The 17,554-nt window shown below is 60.0% G+C and carries 23 protein-coding genes; 7 read left to right on the forward strand and 16 right to left on the reverse strand.

Features of this window, described 5'->3' with window-relative positions:
• Positions 1 to 35: 35 nt before the first annotated feature.
• The 5 genes from CLM72_RS11225 to CLM72_RS11245 all read right to left on the reverse strand — a co-directional run bounded on the left by CLM72_RS11225 (position 36) and on the right by CLM72_RS11245 (position 2,491).
• A complete protein-coding gene (locus CLM72_RS11225; RefSeq protein ID WP_019821471.1) occupies positions 36 to 275 on the reverse strand; it encodes a hypothetical protein in 240 nt (79 codons plus the stop codon).
• Positions 272 to 529, reverse strand: coding sequence for a DUF6555 family protein (locus CLM72_RS11230; protein WP_003190423.1), 258 nt, complete (start codon positions 527 to 529; stop codon positions 272 to 274). The genes CLM72_RS11225 and CLM72_RS11230 overlap by 4 nt, the downstream gene beginning before the upstream one ends.
• Positions 530 to 631: 102 nt before the next feature.
• On the reverse strand, positions 632 to 913 hold the full coding sequence (locus CLM72_RS11235; RefSeq protein ID WP_105226469.1) for a hypothetical protein: 282 nt from the start codon (positions 911 to 913) through the stop codon (positions 632 to 634).
• A gap of 146 nt (positions 914 to 1,059) precedes the next feature.
• Entirely contained in the window at positions 1,060 to 1,824 is a 765-nt protein-coding gene (locus tag CLM72_RS11240; protein ID WP_105226470.1) for an OBAP family protein, read from the reverse strand.
• Between the two features lie 268 nt (positions 1,825 to 2,092).
• On the reverse strand, positions 2,093 to 2,491 hold the full coding sequence (locus CLM72_RS11245) for a low affinity iron permease family protein (RefSeq protein WP_105226471.1): 399 nt from the start codon (positions 2,489 to 2,491) through the stop codon (positions 2,093 to 2,095).
• A 123-nt stretch (positions 2,492 to 2,614) separates the two neighbouring features.
• Here CLM72_RS11245 and CLM72_RS11250 point away from each other — a divergent pair, with 123 nt between their 5' ends.
• On the forward strand, positions 2,615 to 3,115 hold the full coding sequence (locus CLM72_RS11250; RefSeq protein ID WP_105226472.1) for a CinA family protein: 501 nt from the start codon (positions 2,615 to 2,617) through the stop codon (positions 3,113 to 3,115).
• 19 nt (positions 3,116 to 3,134) lie between these two features.
• Here CLM72_RS11250 and CLM72_RS11255 read toward each other — a convergent pair whose 3' ends face one another.
• Complete coding sequence (locus tag CLM72_RS11255) at positions 3,135 to 3,413, reverse strand: hypothetical protein (protein WP_105226473.1); 279 nt, start codon at positions 3,411 to 3,413, stop codon at positions 3,135 to 3,137.
• Positions 3,414 to 3,418: 5 nt separating this feature from the next.
• A complete protein-coding gene (locus CLM72_RS11260) occupies positions 3,419 to 3,673 on the reverse strand; it encodes a hypothetical protein (protein ID WP_105226474.1) in 255 nt (84 codons plus the stop codon).
• A 424-nt stretch (positions 3,674 to 4,097) separates the two neighbouring features.
• On the opposite strand from CLM72_RS11260, the gene CLM72_RS11265 reads away from it, so the two are divergent.
• On the forward strand, positions 4,098 to 5,675 hold the full coding sequence (locus CLM72_RS11265) for a histidine kinase famiy protein (protein WP_177430932.1): 1,578 nt from the start codon (positions 4,098 to 4,100) through the stop codon (positions 5,673 to 5,675).
• A gap of 473 nt (positions 5,676 to 6,148) precedes the next feature.
• On the forward strand, positions 6,149 to 7,672 hold the full coding sequence (locus tag CLM72_RS11275) for a sensor domain-containing diguanylate cyclase (RefSeq protein ID WP_105226476.1): 1,524 nt from the start codon (positions 6,149 to 6,151) through the stop codon (positions 7,670 to 7,672).
• A gap of 27 nt (positions 7,673 to 7,699) precedes the next feature.
• Here CLM72_RS11275 and CLM72_RS28940 read toward each other — a convergent pair whose 3' ends face one another.
• The 3 genes from CLM72_RS28940 to CLM72_RS11290 form a co-directional block, all read right to left on the reverse strand.
• Positions 7,700 to 7,849, reverse strand: a complete 150-nt coding sequence (locus CLM72_RS28940; protein ID WP_019821496.1) for a hypothetical protein — start codon at positions 7,847 to 7,849, stop codon at positions 7,700 to 7,702.
• Between the two features lie 111 nt (positions 7,850 to 7,960).
• Positions 7,961 to 8,410 carry a GNAT family N-acetyltransferase gene (locus CLM72_RS11285; protein ID WP_105226478.1) on the reverse strand — a complete coding sequence of 150 codons (450 nt, stop codon included), beginning with the start codon at positions 8,408 to 8,410 and terminating at the stop codon, positions 7,961 to 7,963.
• Positions 8,407 to 8,859: a helix-turn-helix domain-containing protein gene (locus CLM72_RS11290; protein WP_105226479.1), complete on the reverse strand. Its 453-nt coding sequence runs from the start codon at positions 8,857 to 8,859 to the stop codon at positions 8,407 to 8,409. The genes CLM72_RS11285 and CLM72_RS11290 overlap by 4 nt, the downstream gene beginning before the upstream one ends.
• A gap of 81 nt (positions 8,860 to 8,940) precedes the next feature.
• Here CLM72_RS11290 and CLM72_RS11295 point away from each other — a divergent pair, with 81 nt between their 5' ends.
• The gene (locus CLM72_RS11295; RefSeq protein WP_105226480.1) at positions 8,941 to 9,429 is read left to right on the forward strand and encodes a DUF2938 domain-containing protein; all 489 of its coding nucleotides are present in this window, start codon (positions 8,941 to 8,943) and stop codon (positions 9,427 to 9,429) included.
• Positions 9,430 to 9,435: 6 nt separating this feature from the next.
• On the opposite strand, the gene CLM72_RS11300 is transcribed toward CLM72_RS11295, so the two are convergent.
• Complete coding sequence (locus CLM72_RS11300; protein WP_105226481.1) at positions 9,436 to 9,891, reverse strand: GNAT family N-acetyltransferase; 456 nt, start codon at positions 9,889 to 9,891, stop codon at positions 9,436 to 9,438.
• A gap of 250 nt (positions 9,892 to 10,141) precedes the next feature.
• On the opposite strand from CLM72_RS11300, the gene CLM72_RS11305 reads away from it, so the two are divergent.
• Positions 10,142 to 10,981, forward strand: a complete 840-nt coding sequence (locus CLM72_RS11305; RefSeq protein ID WP_105226482.1) for a DNA/RNA non-specific endonuclease — start codon at positions 10,142 to 10,144, stop codon at positions 10,979 to 10,981.
• Between the two features lie 3 nt (positions 10,982 to 10,984).
• Here CLM72_RS11305 and CLM72_RS11310 read toward each other — a convergent pair whose 3' ends face one another.
• Positions 10,985 to 11,221 carry a hypothetical protein gene (locus tag CLM72_RS11310; RefSeq protein WP_105226483.1) on the reverse strand — a complete coding sequence of 79 codons (237 nt, stop codon included), beginning with the start codon at positions 11,219 to 11,221 and terminating at the stop codon, positions 10,985 to 10,987.
• A gap of 235 nt (positions 11,222 to 11,456) precedes the next feature.
• Between CLM72_RS11310 and CLM72_RS11315 the strand changes: the two genes are divergently transcribed.
• Both CLM72_RS11315 and CLM72_RS28945 read left to right on the forward strand, forming a co-directional pair.
• The gene (locus CLM72_RS11315) at positions 11,457 to 11,900 is read left to right on the forward strand and encodes a DUF421 domain-containing protein (protein WP_034127111.1); all 444 of its coding nucleotides are present in this window, start codon (positions 11,457 to 11,459) and stop codon (positions 11,898 to 11,900) included.
• Positions 11,901 to 12,035: 135 nt separating this feature from the next.
• Positions 12,036 to 12,185, forward strand: a complete 150-nt coding sequence (locus CLM72_RS28945; protein WP_164919367.1) for a hypothetical protein — start codon at positions 12,036 to 12,038, stop codon at positions 12,183 to 12,185.
• A gap of 150 nt (positions 12,186 to 12,335) precedes the next feature.
• On the opposite strand, the gene CLM72_RS11320 is transcribed toward CLM72_RS28945, so the two are convergent.
• The 4 genes from CLM72_RS11320 to CLM72_RS11335 all read right to left on the reverse strand — a co-directional run bounded on the left by CLM72_RS11320 (position 12,336) and on the right by CLM72_RS11335 (position 17,487).
• Positions 12,336 to 13,676, reverse strand: a complete 1,341-nt coding sequence (locus CLM72_RS11320; RefSeq protein WP_105226484.1) for a cytochrome c — start codon at positions 13,674 to 13,676, stop codon at positions 12,336 to 12,338.
• A gap of 16 nt (positions 13,677 to 13,692) precedes the next feature.
• A complete protein-coding gene (locus CLM72_RS11325) occupies positions 13,693 to 15,930 on the reverse strand; it encodes a molybdopterin cofactor-binding domain-containing protein (protein ID WP_105226485.1) in 2,238 nt (745 codons plus the stop codon).
• Positions 15,930 to 16,388, reverse strand: coding sequence for a (2Fe-2S)-binding protein (locus CLM72_RS11330; protein ID WP_105226486.1), 459 nt, complete (start codon positions 16,386 to 16,388; stop codon positions 15,930 to 15,932). The genes CLM72_RS11325 and CLM72_RS11330 overlap by 1 nt, the downstream gene beginning before the upstream one ends.
• A gap of 169 nt (positions 16,389 to 16,557) precedes the next feature.
• Positions 16,558 to 17,487, reverse strand: coding sequence for a LysR family transcriptional regulator (locus tag CLM72_RS11335; RefSeq protein WP_105226487.1), 930 nt, complete (start codon positions 17,485 to 17,487; stop codon positions 16,558 to 16,560).
• Positions 17,488 to 17,554 lie beyond the last annotated feature (67 nt).

The raw sequence follows: 17,554 nt of genomic DNA on the forward strand, positions 1-17,554 counted from the left end.
TCGTAGGGTGTCAGGTTGATGCGTGCCGGCTGACGTTATTTCCGCTTGGAACGATGAATTCGCATCCACTCTCGATAGGCCACTGTACGCTGCGCATCCGCACGTTTCTTCGCCTCGGTAAACCGCGCCCACGTCTGCGCATCGCCGCTGTAAGACTCAATGATCTCGTACGCCAACGCGTCCAATCGATCCGCTTCGAAGAACATCTCGGCGTTTCGCGTGACCTCGTCGTCCCGCCTGTTTGTCGTTGTGTAACCAAGAGTCTGACTGTTCATCCTCTGAGGCCCTCCGCCCATTGAATCTGTGCCGCGCCACTCCAGCGCACCTGGGTAATGCCGTATTTCTCCGCCATCGGTTTTGACACCCGCTTGAACGTGTGTTGCCCAAATTTGGGGATGACCGCCACACCAGCGTCGCAACTGGCCCAATGCCAAGCCTCGGCATTGTCCATGCGCGGTGCGCGCACGATGAAGGACTTGGGCTCGCCATGCAGCTGGTACTCGATAGTGAATAGGTCGTTGTGTTTCATGAGGCCTCCTTGATACTCATGAACTACAGATATTTGACGTCAAAAATAATTCAAATAAGTTGTCCGACAATTCGATGATTGGGCGCAGGGCGTGGACGAGACCTAATCGTCTACCGTGAAGGTGACCCATCCAGGCCCATCGGCCGGGCGGTTCAGCTCGGCGATGACCCCGCTGACGGAGGAGCCGTCGGGCAAATTGACGGTGATAAAGTTGGGATTGCCGGGCCAATCCAACGGCGTGTCAAAATCCAAACGCGCGATGGTCGGCTTACCGCTACTATTCATTTGGATGTTTTTTGATTCGTTTAGGCGTTCATCTGAGGGCGTTCCAAGATGGCGCGAGGCAGTGATGACACTGGCAATACCTTGGTAGTCGTAAGTCATGCTGGGTTACCTCATGTAAAGGGGGCAGTTGCCCGTGTGTTCATTGGTTGAGTAGGCGACGGCATAGGGCTGGATCATCATTGGCTGGTCTTGGGTAGAGAAAGGCCCGCAAATGATCGTTCAATCCAAATGACTGACTGGCGGTGTCAATGTTGATGAGCTTTCAGTGTTGGGTCGGCGATCTGGATAACCTTGCCCTGGCGCCACGCGTCTGCACCGGGTGCGATGGGCGGCGAGGCAATATCTGCGCGAGAACTTTTCTTTTCTGTACTGTCGATGCCCAGGCGTTTATCTCGTTCGGCGACCATACGCGGGTCAGCCTGGCCATCAGCGGTAAACCCCATCATCAACTGCGGGACACCCAGGGGCAGGCGTTTATCCAGATCGGTATGCCAGGTGTGCCAGGTCTTGCCGTAGGTGTGCACCAGCTTCTCCATCAGCGCATGTTCCGCCACCTCAGGAATTCCCGGAGCGACCAGTTGCCCTGACTTCACTTCATGCACATGGCTGTGCCACAGCGCCTGTTCAGGCGCGGGCAGCGTGTTGAACTGCGCCTCGCTGATGATGTACTCCACGCCCATCAACTTTGCATCCTTGCGGTTGCCATCGTAGATCACACACTGGATGACCTCCTCATTGAGGATTGCGCAGTAGTGATGCGCCTCCATTTGCACATCGGGATGGCCGTTGTAGAAGTGAAAACCGTCCAGGTAGGCGTTCAGGGCATCAATCGGTGGGCGTGATTGCAGCAGAGCGGCGCCGGCTTCCAGCGTTCGGGTCGAAGGCGTTGTCGGCTTCCCAGGTGCCTCGACATTCGAAGGTGAGTTGTTGCCAGCGCAGGCGCTGAGCAGGGACAGTGTTATTGCGGCGGATAGGGATTGGGTTACTCGGTGGGTTGGGGTGTCAGTCATGGTCGGCTGCCTCCTGTTGCCGGTAATCTGCGCCAGGTTTGATCCTGTTCTTATTGGAAAGACGAGCGTACGGGGCGTTCAAAATGCTTTGAGTTGAACACCCACTCATGTGCGAGCTGGCTTGCCTGCGATGACGGCCTGACAGTCGACACCTATCTACCTGACGCCCTGCGATCAAATCGTTGGAGCGGGTTCGCTTCGCATCATGGTTACCATCGATCCCTACAACGTTGTGCAAGGGCGCAAGGTACGCTGACCGGCGTAGGGCTCAGATCGGGCCGCTTGAAGAATTCTTCTCCTGCTTGATGTCGTCGACCGGCTTGGGTTGCCCCAGCTTGCTGTACTGCTCACGCAATTTTTGCAGGTCGTGCGACCCGAGCTTATCCAGGCTCAACGCCGCATTGTGAGCTTCTTTGGTGGCACGAATCAGCTCGTCCAGTTTCAGATGAAGAATATCGTTGTCGCGGTTCTGGGTATTCTGGATCAGGAACACCATCAGGAAGGTGATGATGGTGGTGGAGGTGTTGATGATTAACTGCCAGGTGTCGTTGTAATGAAAGTAAGGCCCGGTGAGCGCCCAGACAGCTATCAAGCTGACGGCCGTCAGAAAGGTTTTTGAGCTGCCCGCCTGGTTGGAGAGTTTCTGGCAGAATTTCGCGAACTTCATGGTGCTGTCTCCTAGGGGGATGTTCCTCTGTAGACCCCAGCAGAATTTCGAAATTCTTTTTTACAAGTCGGTTTTTTTGACAAAAATCAATCAGCAAAAACCCTTTGCGCAGGAGCACTCAGCATGTCGGTCGCTGCTTCTATCGTTGAATACCTCAAGCACCATCAGTTGGTCGTCACGACGGCCGAGTCGTGTACCGCTGGCAAGATCATCACCTTGCTTTCGCAGATCGACGGCAGTGGCTCGTGGATCGAAAGCGGGTACGTGGTGTATTCGCCAGAGGCGAAACAGCGGCTGTTGAACGTGCGTCGCTATACCATCGATACCTTCAATCTCACCAGCTGTGAGGTCGCCCAGGAAATGGCTCACGGCGCGCTGCGCGACAGCCCTGCGGATGTAGCGGTAGCGACCACGGGCCTGCTGGGGCCGGATGGAATTGATGGCATTCCTCCAGGCACCGTTTGTTTCGCCTGGGCCTATCGAAATGGGGGAGCGCTGAGTGTGTTCAGTCGCAAGGAACGCTTCATGGGCTCCCGTGAGCAGGTGCAGTTGGCCGCTTCCCTTCACGCGTTGAAATGGCTGCCGCATTTTCACCAGCGGGCGATGGCGGGTGAACGCGCCTAATGCTGCCAAGTGCGCGCGTTTACGGCTGCGGTTCGATGTCCAGCAGCAAGTCGCCGTTGGTCAAGGTTTCAACCTGCTGCACCACGCCACGACAGACCTGACCGTCCCATTCAAAGGTAACTCTGTGGGCTTTCAGCAATTGCGCTGGCCATGGCGGCGCTAGCCGCAACTGCACGTCTGGCGCAGTGCGCACAAGCTGCCCCATGCAATCGCTGGCGAGCGCGTTCACACCGAACAGCGTGTCTTGCAGGTAATCAACTTTGATCGGTTGCAGCGTTGCGTCAGTAGAGTCCGCCATGTCTTTTACCCCACCGACGACCGCCAGAAAGACTGCCTGGCCATGACCATTTCCTCACGTATTTCCCGAACAAGCCGGTTGATCCCCGAGACGCCGTGATAGTGGGCGCGGTTGATGTTGGCGACGGTGAATTGATCCATACCGTGCGCCGTTACGGTGACTGAAAGGCTGCCGTCCGCGTTGAGCGCGCACTTGACCGCGCACTTGGGGAGGCGAGCGGAAAGGGCCGTTTCGATTTCGGCTTTCGTTAACGTATCCATGAGTTCACCGCATAAAGGACTCAGCGCGATAAGGCTAGCTCACAATGACTGTGCGTAAATACTGGCAAAGTAATGGTTTTGGAAGGAGGGTCGTCCACAACTGAGCGTCGAAAGCCTTTACGTGAAACCTATGCTGAAAGTTAGCTCGTTGTTGAATGCTTCCGAGGCGTTTTCACAGTCGTTGGCGAAGTTGCCGCCCGATGCTTGGCCGCCTTTTTCCGTAAGCCGGAGGAGATTTGTTCATGCTTCTACATAACAAGCGACTTCAGTCGCGTTCCGTTACTTCACCCAAAACCTGAGCCATGACCAAGGTTGTACGGTGGCGCGGCGCCCAACCACGGCGCCGCGCCCTTCAGGGGGAAGATGGCACTGCGCAGCGTTTTCACGGTCCATGGAACACGTACCACGTATCTGGAGGTGAACCTTGGCGACAAAGAAGAAGCCTGTGGTCGACGGTATGGAATTGGCAATGCTGTCTGCCAGCCGCAAAGACCTGTTCTTTGCGGCCATGCAAGCCAGCCACAGTGCAATGATCGTGACCGACCCCGCCGGGCTTGATAACCCGATCATCTTTGCCAACCAGGCGTTCCTGACCCTGACAGGCTTTGAACTGGACGAAGTGATCGGACGCAATTGCAGGTTCCTGCAAGGGCCCCAAACCGATAAAAACGCGCTGCACCAGGTGCAGCGCGCGGTTGAGCAGCACCATGAAGCCTGTGTCGAGGTGCTCAATTACCGCAAAGACGGCTCGACCTTCTGGAACGAGCTGTTCATTTCGCCGTTGTTCAACGAACGTGGGCAGCTGGTGTATTTTTTCGCCTCGCAGTTGGACGTGAGCCGGCGCCACGACGCTGAACAGCGCGTGCGTCGCGCACAAGACTTGGAAGCACTGGGGCAACTGACCGGTGGCATCGCCCATGACTTTAATAACCTGCTGCAAGTGATGATGGGTTATCTCGACTTGATCCAGCAGAGCGCCAAGCGCCCCGGTAGCGATCCGCAGCGCATCGTCAACAGTGCCAGCCGTGCCAGGGCAGCGGCGCAAAAAGCTCAGACCCTGACCCAGCAGTTGCTGGCGTTTTCGCGCAAGCAACGGCTCGACAGTCGGGTGATCAACTTGAACAGTTTGCTCGGTCGCCCCGACTTCATGGCGCGTGCGCTGAAGGGTGTCGAGTTGCATGTGGAGCTTGCCGACGATTTGTGGAATTGCCGCATCGACCCGGTCCAGGCGGAACTGGCAGTGCAGCACCTGTTATCGAATGCCCAGGATGCTTTGCACGGGCGTGCTGACCCGACGGTAACCGTCAAGACCTGCAACGTCCAGGTGCCCGGCGATCTCGGTGCCGAGCGGGATGGGTTGACCGAGGGCTGTTACGTGAGTATTTCGGTCTCCGATAACGGCAACGGCATCGACGCAGGTATTCAGGACAAAGTCATGCAGCCGTTCTTCACCACCAAGGAAGAAGGCCAGGGCTCGGGCCTGGGGTTGTCGATGGTGTATGGCTTCGTCAAGCAATCGGGCGGCACGGCGCGGATTCATTCAGACCCGGGCATCGGTACGACGATTCGCTTGTACTTTCCTGCAGATGACAGCCAGCTGTGGGTCGAGCAGACCCCCACAGCCATCTCACCGCAAGGTAACGAACGCATCCTGATCGTGGAGGACCGGCCCGAGGTGGCCGAGTTGGTGCAGGTCATTCTGTCTGACTACGGTTACCACACCGACATCGCCCTCAATGCCGCCGAGGCATTGGGTATGCTCAAACAGGCGACGTATGACCTGGTGTTCAGTGACTTGATCATGCCCGGCGCTATGAATGGCGCGGCGTTGGCGCGGGAGGTGTCGCGCTTGTATCCGCACATCAGGATCTTGCTGACCACCGGCTATGCGAAAGACGCGCTGGCCCGCGCGGAGATAGAGGTGCATGCGTTCGAGTTGATTCCCAAGCCGTATCAGCCTGCTGACCTTCCCCGGAAAATCCGTGCAGTGCTCGATGCCTGATCGAGCAGGCCACTGCGCCCCAAATGTGGGAGCGGGCTTGCCCGCTAAGGCGGTGTGTCCGTCACTGCATCTGTTACAGCACGACCGCTTTCGCAGGCAAGCCAGCTCCCACAGTTGATCTTCGTTGCTTTGAGCATTGCGTTCGCTTGGTAGAGTGGCATTAGGGCTCGCCGCCGATCATAACCGTGAATCCCGCGCTCCCACATAGCTACCTCAGCACCGCCAACACCAGTTTAAGCGCCAACATCAGTACAATCGAAAATCCGAATACCCTGCGCGCCCAGCCGGCCGGTTCGGTCAGGCGTGGCTGTACGTATGGCGTTGCGCCCCGCCTGATGCTGCTCCGCGCACACTCTGTTGCTGCAGCCCGCACAGACTGCTTGTATGCTGGCACTCTGAAACCGGTTGCCCCTGTGAGTACCGACGTTCGAATGATGGCTGGAACGGAAACCGGACTTCCTTAAGGTGCTGACGTGAAGCGTGATACCCGTCTTGTGATGCTGTTGCTGTTGGTGATCGGCTGTTCCCTGACTTCGCTGACGATTTGGAAAGTCCTGTCTTCCCGCGACCGTGCGCTGGCGGAAGTGGATGTGCATGGCTTGAACCTGACCCAGGCCCTTAACACCTATACCGAAGGCATCGTGCGGCAAAGCTCGTTGCTGTTGCTGGGGCTGGTTGAGCGCCTGGAAACCGAAGGCAGTGGCCCGGTGCAAATCCAGCGAATCAGCACGCTGATCAACCGACAGCAGCCGCTGATGCCGCAGTTGAGCGGCATCACCATTTATGATCATCAGGGCCGGTGGCTGCTGTCTTCCAATCGCGCGATCCCGGAGGGCGCCAATAGCAGTGATCGGGCCTATTTCATCCACCATCGCGACGATCCGAGCGCTGAACCTTTTATTGGCCCGCCGATTCAAAGCCGCGCCAACCAGGAATGGGTGGTGACCATCAGCCGCCGTTTCAACGACGCGGCGGGCAACTTCGCTGGCGTGGTCGCTGTGACCCTGGGGGTGGAAAACTTTCTGCGGGTGTTCGGCAAACTCGATGTAGGCCAGGAGGGCGCCATCGGCCTGTCCTACGCCGACGGCACGTTGCTGGTGCGTTACCCCTTCCGCGAGCAGGACATGGGCCGCAACTTTTCCACCTCGCCTATTTATTCCAAGTACCTCGTCGACCAGCCTGTGGGCACTGCGGCCTATACCTCCAGCCTGGACGGGGTAGAGCGGCTCTATGCCTTTCGCAAGAGCGAAACCCTGCCGCTGATCACCACGGTCGCGTTGGGCAAGCACGAAGCCCTCGCGGCGTGGCGCATCGAGGCGGCACTGTCAGCGGTCGTGGTGGTGGGGCTGTTGGGGCTGACGGGGCTGATCGGCTGGTTTCTGATCCTGGATATCCGCAGGCGTACGGCGGCGGAAGAGGCGTTGCGTGTCGCCCAGCAACAGTTGCTCGACTCCAATCGGCAATTGGCGCTATTAGCGAAAAAGGATGCGCTGACCGGCCTCGCCAACCGCCGCTGTTTTGACCAAACGCTGGCCGTTGAAGCGCGCCGGGCGCAGCGCGAGGGTACGTCACTGGCATTGCTGATGATCGATATCGACCATTTCAAACGCTTCAACGATGCCTTTGGTCACGTCGCGGGAGATGCTTGCTTGCAGGCGGTCAGCACGTTATTGGCAACGTGCGTGCGGCGGCCGTCGGACCTGGTGGCGCGCTATGGCGGCGAAGAAATGGCGATCATCATGCCCGCGACTGACAGTGCAGGGGCTGCAGTGGTCGCGCAACGCATTCTTGCGCGCCTGCAGCAGGAGAACATTACACACCCAGGCAGCCCTTTCGGGCGCGTGAGTGTGAGTATCGGTATCGCGACGGGCACGAGTTCACGGCTGGAGCCGGTGTTGGGTTTGGTCGAGGCGGCCGATGCAGCGCTTTACGGTGCGAAGGCGGCGGGGCGCAATGGGTTCAACGTGCCCCCTACGGACGTGACTTCGGGCGGCTGAAACGGCTTTTACCTGGGTATGCGCGGCTTACATCCCAAGCGTCGGGATCATGAGTTCGCCGCACTCCATCAGTTGGCCTGCGGTGACTTGCAGCTGCGGCGTGGGTTTGGCCGCATAGCCTGCGATGAAGCCGGCACTCAGCAGTGCCAGGCAGAGGACGGCTTTTTTCACTAGCATGCTCGGGGTCTCGATCGGTTCAAAAGGGTGAACCACAGATTGTGCATTCGAGAAAAGGTTCCCGCGTAGCGCTCCCCCGGCCAGTCCGCTGATCTTGCCGGGTCATCGGGTTCAGGGCCGTGGGCTGGGTGAACGATCAGATACCCAGCGCATGACCTTTTCAAGGTGACCCGTGTGTTCGTCCCGCTGTTCGCTGAGGACGATAAATCCGTGCTTCTGGTAGAAATGAATGCTGGCAACATTCTGCGAATACACGCTCAGTTGAAGAGCGGCTCTAGACCCCATGGCATCTTCCAGCAACTGCGTGCCTACTCCGCGGCCCTGATGAGCCGGTGAGACAAATAGCGCTGCCAAGGTGTTTTCATACACGCAACTGAACCCCCGCACTTGTCCATCAACCTCAAACACGCGTGTCACGGCGCTTGGCAGGTAGATTTCACGCATGGCGCTTAATTGGCCATGCCAGAACGCGGGGGCGATGAAGTGGTGAGCCAGGAGTGACGCCTGCAACCAGATGTCCAGCACAGGTTCCACATCAGCGTTTCGAAAGTCGCGAATCATACGGCCTCAACGTTTGAATGAGCAGGGCGAACACCGGCGCGTCGGCGGGCGGTGTCGCGTTTAAAAACCCCCGAGGCAGCGATTTTAAGCAGCCGACGAAAGTTCGGGCATTGCGTGTGATCAGGCGCAGGGCAGGCTGCCGCGTGCCGCAAGCCACGACTCATGGCGCGCAGTTGCCTGACCGTCGCATCAATCTCGTCGGCCTTGGCCAGCAGCACCGCTCTGTCCACATCGGCCTGGCCGTTTGGCGATAGCATGGCCTGTATTTCATCCAGCGAAAGTCCACCCGCCTGCCCAAGTGCAATCAGCGCTAACTGCTCAATCACCGCCGCTGGAAACTGGCGGCGAATACCGGGTGGGCTGATCGAGGTGATCAGGCCTTTCTTCTCATAAAAACGCAAGGTATGGGCAGGGACTCCCGTGCGCTTGACGACCTCTGCGATATCCATTGGCAACCCATTGACTTGAAGTTGACTTCAACTTCTATGATGCCTGCGCACGTTCAATGGGTCCATGAATAAGAGGTAGATATGGCAGCGCTGGAAGTGGTCGCACAGGTTGTGCTGTTGGGGGTGGGAGCTACCGCCGTGATGGATATGTGGATGTTGTTGATGAAGGTTCTTGGGGTTCCAACGCTGAATTTCGCGTTTGTGGGGCGTTGGGTCGGCCATGCATGCCAAGGGCGGTTTGTTCACGCCAGCATAGGGCGGGCGTCATCCGTTCGAGGTGAAGTGGCCCTGGGCTGGGTCGCGCATTACGTCACCGGCGTTGTTTTTGCGATCACGCTAGTGTGGGTTGAAGGGATTGCCTGGCTGCAGGCCCCCACCATTTTGCCGGCACTGATACTCGGTGTGGTGACAGTGGCCGTCCCGCTGTTGCTGATACAGCCTGCGATGGGGGCCGGGTTTGCATCCTCCAAGACGGCCGCGCCAGGCAAGAATCGCCTGCGCAGTGTGATCAACCATGGGGTGTTTGGCGTGGGTCTTTACCTGGCCGCGCGGGTGATTGCCTGGGCCTGAGCGGGATCAATGGACGAATTTGACGTAAATGTGTTCAGGGTCATCGTCGTCCAGATTCTCGATCTGCCCGCTGGGAATAAAGCCGGCTTTCATCAGCAGGGCCTGGGACGCGCTGTTTGAGGCATTGGTCGAGGCGAACAGCTTGGGCGTCTTGCAGGCCGCTTCGGCCGCTGCCAGCAGACGAAGGGCGACGCCCTGGCGCTGGTACAACGGTGAAACCACCACCAGCGCAATAAACCCATGGTTGAAAAAATCGTGGGTGAGCACCAGGTAGCCGGCGCACACGTCAGCGTCAGCGGCTACAAGGCATTGCTGGCGAATCACGGCGTCATAGATAAACACGCGACGGCTGGCATGCTCGGTTGCGTAGGCATCCAGTGCGACCAGGGCATGCACATCGTCGGGGGTGGCTTGGCGGATCAGCCAGTGTGGGGCAGCGGGAGGCAGAAGGTATTCAGCCATGGTCGTGGAGCATCCTCTGTTTGAACATTTGACCCCACGTGCTTGATGACAGTCCCTTGTGCATTGATGAGGCGATGCTATCGCCCGCTATAGCACAGTTACAGGGTGCGAAGGGGTTACGTTTGTTGGCCTGGTTGCGGTCGTTGTTTAGAAATGTTTATGTGTTCCAATGGTTATCTCGACTTGCGCAGGAAGCGCATCGGCCGAGGCCATTCAGTCTTTTAACAGATACATCCCAAGGAGTAACACCATGCAAGGAAGCACATCGTTCAAGTACCTGGCGTTTTCGTTGATCCCGTTGATGGCCGCCTGTACCACGCCCACACGCCAATCCGCCGTCCTCCCTGCGCCACCCTTGCAGTTCGATAACTGCGCGGTTGGCTGCCCCACCGGCGGCAGCCCGGTGACGTTGAACCGCCAGGCCTACACGTTGAACAACAACGGCTCGACCAAGTTTGCCAACTGGGTCTCCTACAAGATCACTAAGACCACTGCCGCCAGCGGGCGCTCCCGTGACTGGCGCACCGATCCGGATATTCCAGCCGGGGAAACCCTGGACCCGGTGGATTACAACGGCGCCAACGTCGCGCTCAAAATCGACCGGGGGCATCAGGCCAACCTCGCGTCAATGGCCGGTGTGGCCGATTGGCAAACCCTCAACTACCTGTCGAACATCACGCCGCAAAAAGCCGAACTCAACCAGGGGCCGTGGGCGCGCCTGGAAGACCAGGAGCGCACTCTCAGCAAGGAGCCAGGCGTCGATCAGGTGTATGTGGCCACCGGGCCGCTGTATGAGCATTTTGTTGGCTCGTTGCCAGGTACGAACAAAGTGCACACCATCCCCAGCGGCTATTGGAAAATCATCGTGGTCGGCAGTTCGCCGGAAACGGGTCTTTACGCCTCATTCGTGATGAACCAGGAAACCCCCAAGGGCGCAGATTTTTGTGATTACCAGGTCACCGTGGATCACATCGAGGAGCGCTCGGGGCTGACGTTCTGGAGCACCTTGCCGCAAGCGATGCAAGCCACGCTGAAGGCCAGGCAGGGCCAGTTGCCGAGTCGAATCGGCTGTAACCGAACCAAAGCCTGACGCCTAGTCGGCACACACCAATGAGGGCCTGCGGCTGCTGTTTTTGCCCAGGCGCTCACGTGTGCTGATATCTGTCGGCGGCGTGCCGGTGCTTGCCTCTTCATGCAGCGCTGCTTCCAGCGCTTGCAAATGCTTGTTGAGGATTTTCACCGAACCGCTCGGGTTAGCGGGGTCGAAGGGGATCCGGCCGTTGGCAATCAGCACCATGGCCAGTTCCCAGGCGCGTTGTGAGTCGTGCATGACAGGGGTTCCTTCTTCAGCGTGATCGATATAGAGCTGTGACCCGCTGCCAACGCCCCGGTATCAACTGGGTTGCCGCCGAAATTTCGATCATTTCAACGATTCAGTTGCGCTGAAACCATCATCTTTTTAGATGGTGCCCCGGGGAGCGTCGAAAGAATGAACCACCGCGGCGCGGTGGTCACCTAATCCCTATGAATCGGTCGTTTCCCATTCATTGTTCCGAGGGGCAACCATGGACTCTGTACTGCGGGCTGTGGCGATTTACCTGGTGCTGCTGGTGCTGTTCAAAGTTGCCGGCAGGCGCACGCTGGCCGAGCTCACCACCTTTGACCTGGTTTTGTTGATGGTCATCGGCGAAGCCACCCAGCAGGCGTTGCTGGGCGAAGATTTCTCGATGACCAACGCCGTGCTGGTCATCGCCACCCTGATTGCCATCGACATTGGCTTCTCGCTGGCCAAGCAGCGTTCAGCCTGGTTCGCGCGGGTGCTCGATGGCGGGCCGACGGTGCTGGTCGAGCAAGGCCAGGTGCTGCACAAACGGCTCAAGCATGCGCGGCTGGACGAGGGTGACATTCTTGAGGCGGCCCGGTCCACCCAAGGGCTTGTCGAGCTCAAGCAGATCCGCTTCGCGATTCTTGAGCGCAACGGCAAGATCTCGGTGATCCCGTTTGATTGATACGCGGCCCCCATTCGTCAGCCAAGGGTCTGTTTTTTGAACGCACGCGCCTCTGTACCAGACAGATAGATCATGGGCGGACGAATGTTGCTGTCGTCACGCGGATATCACTCACTCGCCAGCAGGTGAACCTTCATGAAGAAGCTTTATATGTGCCTGGGCCTGTGCAGCGCGTTCATGCTGCACGGCTGTTTTGACAACGCCGACAACGCCACTAAAGACAACAACAGTGGCACCCAGTCGTCGGTGCAGATGCAGGAAGGCAAGGCGGACGAAAATAAATAGCGCGGCCTTGCAGCCGACGCTTATCTACCTGAATGCTCATCGCCCAACTGTGGGAGCTGGCTTGCCTGCGAATGCATCGACTCGGTTTACCTGATGAACCGAGGCGTTTGCATCGCAGGCAAGCCAGCTCCCACAGTTGATCGCGACCGATCAGCGCATATGCAGGATGATCGGGCTACTGCTCGCCGGGTCGGTATGCCCGCGCAACTTGCCCACGGCCTTCGCATCGACCGCGCCGCCGTGGTTGCCCCAGGTACCGCGCACGTAGCTCAGCACGTCGGCGATTTCCGAGTCGGACAATTGCTCACGGAACGCCGGCATGCGGTAGGCGTCCGGCAGGCCTGCGGTGACCACGCGTTGTGAGCCGTTGAGGGTGATGTTGATCGCGGACGCATCTTCCTTGGCCAGGGCCGAGGTAGCGCCGGCCAGAGGCGGCATCCAGTCGGGCTGGCCTTTGCCGTCGAGCCCATGGCAGGAGGCGCAGCGGGTCGCGTACGTGTGGGCACCGGGGACATCCGAGCGTGCCGTTACCGGCTGATATTGCCAGGGGCTGCCGTCACGCTGGGGGTCGCCGGGCAGTGACTTGAGGTAGCGAGCGATCGCGGCCAGGTCATCGTCCTGCATGAACTGCGTGGAGTTGTTGAAGGCTTCGGTCATCGAGCCATAGACCACGGCATGCTGGTTGCGACCGGTCTTGAGGAACTGCACGATCTGTTCCTCACTCCAGCGCCCCAGGCCGGTGTTGTGGTCCTGGCGCAAGCTGGGGGCGTACCAGCCGTCGAGCAGGGCACCGGCCAGGAATGGCGCGCCAGATTCGTCCAGGGCTTTCTCGTTGAACGCCAGCCCCCGTGGTGTGTGGCAACTGCCGCAGTGGCCGGGGCCTTGGACGATATAGGCGCCCCGGTTCCACAGTGCGTCCTGGCCGGGCTTGGCGGCATAGGTCGCGGTCGGTGCAAACACACCGTTCCACAGGGCGATGGGCCAACGCAGATTGAGCGGCCAGGGGATGTCGCTGGGGATATTAGGCTGGTTGGCCGGTTGCACGCCTTTCATGAAAAACGCGTACAGCGCCTGGATGTCGTCGTCGCTGAGCTTCACATAAGACGGGTAGGGCATGGCCGGGTAGAGTCGTCGCCCACCCGGTGCTACGCCGTGGCGTACGGCGCGGTCGAAGTCCGCCAGGCTATAGGTGCCGATGCCATGCTCGCGGTCGGGGGTGATGTTGGTGGCGTGGATCGCCCCCAGCGGCGTGGCCATTTCCAGGCCACCGGCGAAAGGCTGCTTGCCGGCCAGGCTATGGCAGGCCACGCAGTCACTCACGCGCGCGACGTATTCACCGCGGCTGACCAAGGCGGGGTCGAAACTCGTGGCCTGTTGCTGTTCAAAAGGCGAGGCAGGCTCGCGGGTGACGTACCAGGCCAGCAGGCCGGCGGCGACCACGCAGGGCAGCACCAGCCACCCTGCGGTTCTTGCGAATCGGCGGTTATTCATGGGTGTTCCCTGTCGGTTAGCTGAAGGTGTGGCGGCTCAACGGTAAGCTGCGAATGCGCTGGCCAGTCAACTGTGCCACCGCATTGACCACCGCCGGTGCCACGGCGGGCAATGGCGGTTCACCGATGCCACCCATCTTTTCGCCGCTTTCCACGATCTTCACGTGGACCTGCGCCATACGCGAGGGCGGCAGGATCGGATAAAGGTCGTAGTTACGCGCCCGTGGCATACCGTCCACGTACACCGCTTCCTCCAGCAACGTTTGCGACAGCCCCAAGGCTACCGCGCCGCTGACCTGTGCTTGAATGATGGCCGGGTTGACGATGCTGCCCGGGTCGATGGCCTCCCAGATATGGTGGACCTTGACCTGGCCGTTCTCGATCGACACTTCGGCGACTACCGCCGCGTGAGAGCCAAAGGGCGAAGCCATGGCCACGCCGCGAGCACGGCGTGTACCGTCCTCTGCGGTATAAGGGCCGCGCTTCCAGCCCCCCGACAATTCACCCACCGCTTGCAACAAGGTAGTCAGCCGCGGGTTGTCGCGCAGCAGGTGCAGGCGCAGCTCGTAAGGGTCGTGGCCGCCTTTGTCCGCCAGCTCATCCAGGAACGACTCGTAGAAAAAGTCATTGAGCGAGTTGCCCACCGAACGCCAGTAACCGAGCATGGCCGGGCCTTTGACGTAGATCTGCGCGATGCGTTTGTTGGGGATCGCATAACTCTTGCCCGACAAGCCTTCCAGGGCAGTTGGGTCGATCTGATCGCCTTGTTTGCCACTGAGGGCTTCTGTGGGGCCTTCGGTGGCGCTGACCGCTTCGATGGCCACAGGCAGGCCTTTGTCATCCAGCGCAGCGCGGAACTTGACCACGGCGACCGGGCGCAATACATCGCGCACGAATTCTTCTTCACGGCTCCAGATCAGCTTGATTGGCCGGCCCACCGCCTTGGCCAACGCGATGGCTTGCGGGTAAGGATTTGCCGAGTCATACAGGAAATGCCGGCCGAAAAAGCCGCCCAGCAGCGGCGAGTGCAGGGTGATTTGCTCAATGCTCAGACCGGTGCGCTTGGCAATGTCGGCACGGAACATATCCGGCGCCTGGTTAGGCAGCCACACCTCCAGCGTGCCGTCGGGGTTAAAGCGTGCCAAGGCTGAAGGCGGTTCCAACTGGGCATGGTTGAGGTACTGGTTGTGGTAGGTGGCTTCGACGCGGGTTTTGGCGCTGGCCAGTGCGCCGGCCACATCGCCTTCGTTTTCGTCATCGCGGGCCGGGCCTTGCTGGGCGGCGAGGAAGTCGCGGTACTTGTCGCTGGAGAAATCCGCTGGCATCGCCCGCACGGTGGAGTCGGCGGCGGCTTCAAGCCACTCCACCTGGATGGCTTCGACGGCCCGCTTGGCATGCCACCAACGTTCAGCTACCACAGCTACGGCGCCGGGCAGGGTGTGAACCGAATGCACGCCTTTCATGGCTTGCACCTGCGCCTGGTTGCGCAGGCTGCCCACGGTCATGCCCAGGCGTGGCGCATGCTGGACGGCGGCATGGAGCATGCCGTCGATTTTCAGGTCGATGGTGTACTGCGCCTTGCCGGTGGATTTGTCATAGGCATCCAGGCGCTTGACCGGCTTGCCGATCCAGCGGAACTGGCTCGGGTCGCGCAGGGTGATGCTGGCCGGGTCGGGCACCGGCATATCCAGGGCGGCACCTGCCAATTCGCCGTAGCCCAGGGAGCGACCGGAAGCGGCGTGCACCACGCGACCGGGTTGGGTGGTCAGCTCGCTGAGCGGTACGCGCAGTTGCTCTGCGCCGGCTTGCATCAGCATCGCGCGGGCGAGGGCGCCGAGGCGCCGCATGGTCGGGTAGCTCATGCGCACCGACATGCTGCCGCCGGTGATGCGCATGCCATTTTCCATCACCACGTAGGCTTCGCCGGGCGGGGCCGCTTCGACGATGAATGTGGCCGGGTCGGCATCCAATTCTTCACCGACGATCTGCGCCATGGCGGTGTGGGTGCCTTGGCCGCCTTCCATGAAGGGGCTGAGCAGGCGCACGCTGCCGTCGGGGCGAATCTCCAGGAAGGCGGGCACTTGAGTGCCGCGTTCAGCGGCGGCGCCGGTCGCGGCTTGCACGCGGGAGGTGCCCAGCGGCAAGCCGAAACCGATCACCAGCGCGCCCACGGCAGTGCTGGCCAGGAAGCGGCGACGGGACAGGTTGATCGGTTCGCCCAGGGTAACGCCGGGAATGATCTCGGTGGTGTTCATCAGGCGGTCTCCTTCCCGGCGGCCAAGGCATCCATGGCGGCGTGGATCGCGTTGTAGGTGCCGCAACGGCAGAGGTTGACCATCGCCGCGTCGATCTGCGTCTTGGTCGGCGCGGGGGTATGTTTGAGCAGCGCGGTGGCCGCCATCACCTGCCCGGACTGGCAGTAACCGCATTGCGCTACTTGATGTTCGACCCAGGCCGAGACGACGCGTTTGCCTACGTCATCGGCCTCGATGGCTTCGATGGTGGTGATCTCGCGACCGACCACCCCGGCTACCGGCGTCACGCACGAGCGCACCACATTGCCGTCCACTAGCACCGAACAGGCGCCGCACTGGGCCAGGCCACAGCCGTACTTGGTGCCGGTCAGGCCCAGATTGTCGCGGATCACCCACAACAACGGCGTGTCTGCCTCGGCCTCGACTTGATAGGCCTTTTGGTTAATACGTAATTCCATGGCTGGCTCACCTGCTGATCATCGGTTGGTACTGCAGAGTTCTTATAGGAGTGGTGCGACTACAGGTCGCCCATCGTCGAACTCTAGACCAACGCGCAAGGGCTATCTATCCGATTGCCCTCAAGTTCAGAGGATCAGGCAAGTATTTGACAGGATTAGGCGCTCGCACCTATTGGAACCCGCCCGACAGCTTCTCTTTCAAGTAGCCTACCAACGCACTCACCGACTTGGGCACATGGGGTGAGTAAGGCCGTATCAAGTAGATCTCATCGGCAAATGCGCCTTTGAGTGTCCAGTCCTTCAAGACCTGCACCACTTTGCCAGCGGCCAGCGCCGCCTGGGCGCTGAAGTCCGGGAGCAGGGCGATGCCCAGGTGGTTGAGTGCGGCGTCGCGCAAGGCTTCGCTGTTATTGGTGGCGAAGCTGCCGGCGATGGGCACGGTGAGGCGCTCGATGGGGTGGCTGCCGCGTTCGAAGGTCCAGGCGGGTTGGTCGGTGCCGCGTGGGTAAAACAGGCAGTTGTGGGCCGACAGGTCGCCCGGCTCGCGGGGTTCACCGTGGTGTTGCAGGTAATCATGGGTGGCGACCAGTACCGAGGTGGTGTCGCACAGCTTCCATGCCACGTGGGTTTCGGGCACCTGGAAGCCGTGGCGCACCGCCAGGTCGTAACCCTCGGCGGCCAATGAGCTCAAGGCATCGGAGACGTCCAGTTGAATACGCACCTGTGGGTACTGCTGCAAAAAGCCAGACAGGTGCGGCACCAGTTGTTGCCGGGCGAACGCCACGGGGGCGGTCAGGCGCACCAGCCCGCGTATTTCCCCGACCGAGTCGCGCACCGAGGAAAAACTGCGGGCGATCTGCGCGTAGGCGCTGCGTACTTCGCGAGTCAGTGACAGCCCTGCATCGGTCAGCCGCACGCTGCGGGTGGTGCGCGTCACCAGCCGGGTGCCCGTGGCCTTTTCCAAGTCGGAAATGCGCTGGCTCACCGCTGACTTGCTCACCCCCAGGCGCGCGGCGGCGGCGGTGTAGGTGCCTTGTTCCTCCAGCACTGACAGCCAGTGAATGTGGGTCCACAGCCCTTCGATCTCAGCCTTTTCCATGGGTGTATTGTTCGCATATAAGGACAATAAGTTCTGGATTCTGCTCTGGTTCGGAACAAAGCGAAAG

This window comes from Pseudomonas sp. MYb193 (assembly GCF_002966775.1).
GTDB classification, from domain to species: Bacteria; Pseudomonadota; Gammaproteobacteria; order Pseudomonadales; family Pseudomonadaceae; genus Aquipseudomonas; species Aquipseudomonas paracarnis.